This is a genomic window from Deinococcus sp. (assembly GCF_018260555.1).
GTDB lineage: Bacteria > Deinococcota > Deinococci > Deinococcales > Deinococcaceae > Deinococcus.
On record NZ_JAGLBB010000148.1, the window covers coordinates 1 to 1,005 of the forward strand.

At 48.5% G+C, this 1,005-nt stretch carries 1 protein-coding gene; it reads right to left on the reverse strand.

Annotated elements, in window-relative coordinates:
- Positions 1-84 precede the first annotated feature (84 nt).
- Entirely contained in the window at positions 85-717 is a 633-nt protein-coding gene (locus QZ271_RS14365) for a hypothetical protein (protein ID WP_291432625.1), read from the reverse strand.
- Positions 718-1,005 lie beyond the last annotated feature (288 nt).

Consider the following 1,005-nt stretch of genomic DNA (forward strand, 5'->3'; position numbering starts at 1 on the left):
AGGTCGACCGCTCGTACCTGCTGCGCGAGAAACTCGCCCTGGTCGCCTACGCCCTGATCGGCATCCGGCTGTAAGGGCCGGGCCTCAGGGTTTGACGAGGTACTCCAAGTTCTCGGTGGCCGTGTCCCCTCGCCGAATGACGGTGAAGAGAACCACATTCTCGGCCCAGTTGGGATCGACGATCCACCGGTCATCCCTACGGATCAGCTTCAAAGGCACGCGGAAATGTAACGGCTTAATCGATAGATCAGCCCTGGCCTGTCGCTCAGCCTCTTCGGCAGTTACGCCTGTGTCCTCAGCCACATAGACGCCATCAGAATTATATCCGAAACCCAGAAGCTCATTTTCCCTTTTAGCCAATGCTCCATAATCGGGTGAGTAGAGTTCAATATCGTATAATGTAGTATTTGTTTTTTCTTCTCTGGTTGATATCATCCACTTGAAGTCATCGATTTTCTGGGGATGCTTTCGCCAATACTGGTCAACAGCGCTACCCATTGCTTTCCCAAGTGCGACCTCCATAAATGAGCCATCAAGTCCCATCAGCTGGCCTATTTTGCTTGAATCATTCGTGATAACTGCTTCAATATAAGAATCGACGATTTCCGCGCCTGATACGTTTTTACTGTCACATCCCGTCATCACTAATACCCCCGCGCTTAAAATATTTAAGAGAAATTTTTTTGAAAAATTTCTGTATATAACTAATTTTTCCACTCCTGAGCCACCCCCTGCTTTTTCAATTGATTGTCAACGCCGATCTGTATGGGTCGGGATAGTGAACTATATATTCGCTGTGCACTTCGTCTGTTGGACTCATCGTTGCCTGACTCAAGCCACTTTTGAATCTGATTGATGGCGTTCATGACACCAAGTGTTCTGTAATACCCGCCATTGACGAACAATCTTTCGACACTGAGCCTCCTGGCCTGACCGCCTGACAGATTTTATGAGATGAAGTGAAAACTGACGTGCCAGCCGTTCTTGAGTGCTTCCAACGAGGAC